The sequence below is a fragment of the Roseburia inulinivorans DSM 16841 genome, from assembly GCF_000174195.1.
Lineage (GTDB): Bacteria > Bacillota > Clostridia > Lachnospirales > Lachnospiraceae > Roseburia > Roseburia inulinivorans.
The window spans coordinates 1-3,735 of record NZ_ACFY01000005.1 but is presented as its reverse complement, the minus strand read 5'-3'; the positions used below and the strand labels follow the sequence as shown (position 1 = coordinate 3,735).

The window sequence follows — 3,735 nt, the reverse complement described above, 5'->3', positions numbered from 1 at the left end:
CTAAGTCCTTGAAATTTATTTTCAAGGACTTTCCTTATGCAACAGAATAATGAGGATAGTGGTTAAAACATATGAGTGAAGTAAAAGAAATAAAGAAACGTATCGATTTTTTGGACTACCTGAAGGCCATTTGTGTTATTATGGTAATTATTACACATTATGATTGGGCAGATAAGGATTCTCCATTTTTTACAATGCTGATCAATATGGCAGTTCCTGTTTTTATGATTATTAGCGGTTATAATTTTGCTATGTCAAATCGGAAAAAGACAGGTGGAAATTTGAAGAAAATGTATGCATGGGAGATGATAAAACCCAAATTGATCCGTTTTCTTGTGCCATTTTTTACAGTGTGTCTCATTGAAATTGTTCTTTTAGTGATCGAGGACAAGCATATTAATCCACCACGGATTTTCCTTTTAGGAGCATATGGTCCCGGTAGTTATTATGTGCCTATCATGATCCAGTTATTGGTAATCTTTCCTATTATATATAAGCTGGTAGAGAAAAATGCCAGACTGGGAATCGCATTGTCAGGCGCAGCAAATTTATTGTTCGAGATCGGTGTAAAAATATTTGATATGGATAAATACTATTATCGCCTGAACATTGGACGATATTTACTTTTGATCGCGTTTGGCTGTTACCTCTATTTATATCCGGAACACAGAGTGAAAAAGTATCAGCTTATCAGTATGTTTTTGATCGGACTGGGGTATATTGTTGCTGTGTTTGGATTTAATTGGGACATCATTTTGTTTGGTTATTGGAAAACAACAGCGATGCCGATTGCATTTTATATTTTTCCGATTATTATTTTATTGTTCCGAAGATATTATCATATAAAACTACCGGGAGTTATCGGAAATACGTTGACATGGATCGGACAGGCGTCATATCATATTTTTCTGGTACAGATGGTATATTATCATTTTGAACTTGGTGGTAGACTTATGGCAAGTACATGGTATATTGCACTTCCATTTAATATTTTGGTAACGGTCGCAGCCGGACTTGCATTTTATGAAGCTGACTGCAGGTTTATCAGGAATATGAAATATTTAAAATTCAAAGCAAAGCGGAGAGTAGCGTAAAATAACACAGGAGTGCGCAGGAAATATAAAAAAAGTAGCGACAAACGTCACAGAAAACGATATAATAAGTAAGGAAAAATTTTATGTGGGTTCTCCATGGATATGTGCGTAATTGTGAATGAGTAAGCAGGATGCTGCAAACTGCATTTGAGATGTGATTATCAGAGAGATTGGAAATCGTGAATAGATAAGAAAGTGGCAGGTAGATTGCATGGAAGTATTGAAAGTACAAAAAGGTCAGATTGTTGCAAAAAAGAATGACAAAGTAAAAGAATGGTATTTTATACAGGAGGGCTCTGTTATCCAGAAGTATGCATTTGTTGAGCTGGAATTGAAGCAGAATGGTATTGTTGGTATTCTGGAGAATGACAGATTCCTTTGTGATTATATTGCGGCGGAGGACAGTGTACTTGAGGTCTTTCCATGTGAATCATCGGAGGATCTGCAGGGGATTTTGTCAAATGATGCAAAGATCCGAAGATATTTTTTGAAGGCAGCGATTGAGCAGAGACAGCAGATGCTCCAGGTATACGCTGGTCTGGAAGTGAGATGCAAACAGTTTCATACGTTTATAGAGACGTTTTATAATGACTATAAAACAATCTGTAACCAGTATCAGTTAGAAGAACAGCCTTTTTCTAAAATGGATTATTTCCATTCTCTGGAAATGCGTCATAAAGCGGAAAAATGGGAGATGGACAACAGCAGTAGTCTGGTGACAAATTATCTGGAAGAATATCTGAATCTGCTGGAAAAGGATGATAGTCTGTGCGTTGGTGCAATTATGGAGGCTTCTGCACAGATGCGAAGAGTTGCGCAGGGAATCAGTGAGATGGTTGCGTATCTTCTATATAATAAGGATCTGCTGATCAGTGAATCCGGAAAAGATATTTTCCAGTTATTCTTTGATCTGGCGATTCGCGCAGGGCTGAATCATGAAGAATTAGAACCAATCAATAAAGAAGTGAAACTGATCATTGAACTGGTAGAAAAATTAAAGATTTATGATCAGAGAGTCATTGATTACCGCTGGAGTGAATACCAGAATTATGAATTTGGAAGCAATGGGTTAGAGGAAGTGGCATCTGTTGGAGTTTTTGGCGAAGACGAAGAAGAGTTTGAGAGCGATGAGGAAGAAAGCGAAGACTGCTTAGAACATATTCTTACCTATGCGGGATTTGATGAATCACAGATCGAGGATGTACGCAATAAGATCAGGGAATACCGGGAACTGCCGGATATGCTATCAACGGATGATGAGGCATATCGTATCAGAAAACAGTTGACGCCTGTTTTTTATGATGTATATTATAAGGTATTTATGCGTGCAATGCAGGAACAGGGGCAGACAACGCCAATTCTGGAAATGTTCCTGAATTTTGGCTTCATGGATGTGCAGATGGTTGGCGAGGATAATGCCAATGCATTGTATGACCTGACAGAACATTTGGATCTGTGCAATTCAGAGCATGTGTATACCATGTATGAATGGCTGAAGGCGATCTATGAAGGAAGAAAAGAGCCTTCCAAGAATGAATTTGATCTGGATTATAGCCAGTATTTATTAGAAAAACTGAAAACGAAACAGATTACGGAAGCACAGATGAAACAACTTCAGGATAACCGTGAGCTGAAAGTAAAATATGAGATTCAGAACATGTTTACTTCCGGAAACCGTGCAACATACGGAAAAATATCTACATTCTGTCCGATTTTAGGAGAGTATGATCTGATCAATTCTGTAGAAAAGATGCTTGTGACAGCAGAGCGGTTAGAGGAAGTTATTAATCAGATCCGTAAGATTGATTTTTCTGTTTTTTACAGAGAAGTATTATTTTCAGATCCGGACAAAGGAATTAACCATGAGAATATTATGAAAGAGGTATTGCCGGATATTATTCTTATGCCAAATGCGGGAACTAAGGCAATGATGTGGCAGGAGACAGCAGGAGTAAAACGTGACACTTCAGCGCGTTTCATGTTCCCTATTTTTACTGCGGTAGATCTTGAAGATATGATGATTGAGACTATGGGAAGATATCGTTGGGAGATCTGCAGAAAGATTCAGGGCGTACATTGGAATGATATCCGTGAAAAATCCCTGACAGCGGAGTACTGCGATTATATCCAGTTTTATCGTAAGAATTTTGAATTGTCTGCGGATGCAAAAGAAAAGCTGAAAAATGCATTATTCCGTGCAAAGAATAATTACAGGGAAGTCTTTGTAAAGGATTACCAGAACTGGATTAAATATGAGTCAAGAGGAAGCTATCGTCTGAACAAGGTTTCCAGACAGATACTGATGACTTATTGTCCGTTCTCGAAAGAACTTCGAAACGAGCTGAAAGCCAATCCAATGTATCAGGAACTTTTGAACCGTTACGATATTCAGTGTTCCAGAAGTGCGAAACGTATCCTTGCAGTTTATGATAAGTATAAGCGTGCTGGCGGAGAATTAAATCAGGATTTAAGAGATAATTTATTATATTATCAGATGTAAAAAAATCCATCGGAAAAGAGATGTAAACTTTTCCGATGGATTTTTACTGAGACCAAAAAACAGAGTTTTGTACAAATTCTATCAAATCTTTTTTTTCAATTCTAAATGTCCTGCAATTATGTGGGCAGGAATTAAATCTTC

Annotated in this window: 2 protein-coding genes; both read left to right on the top strand. The window is 37.5% G+C overall.

Going from position 1 to position 3,735, the window contains the following annotated elements:
• Window positions 1–71 precede the first annotated feature (71 nt).
• The gene (locus ROSEINA2194_RS00845) at window positions 72–1,094 is read left to right on the top strand and encodes an acyltransferase family protein (RefSeq protein ID WP_007882194.1); all 1,023 of its coding nucleotides are present in this window, start codon (window positions 72–74) and stop codon (window positions 1,092–1,094) included.
• 211 nt (window positions 1,095–1,305) lie between these two features.
• Entirely contained in the window at window positions 1,306–3,594 is a 2,289-nt protein-coding gene (locus ROSEINA2194_RS00840; protein WP_007882193.1) for a DUF8509 domain-containing protein, read from the top strand.
• Window positions 3,595–3,735 lie beyond the last annotated feature (141 nt).

Coding starts and splice junctions, on each gene's coding strand:
- ROSEINA2194_RS00840 (WP_007882193.1), top strand. CDS start 1,306: ATGGAAGTATTGAAAGTACAAAAAGGTCAGATTGTTGCAAAAAAGAAT.
- ROSEINA2194_RS00845 (WP_007882194.1), top strand. CDS start 72: ATGAGTGAAGTAAAAGAAATAAAGAAACGTATCGATTTTTTGGACTAC.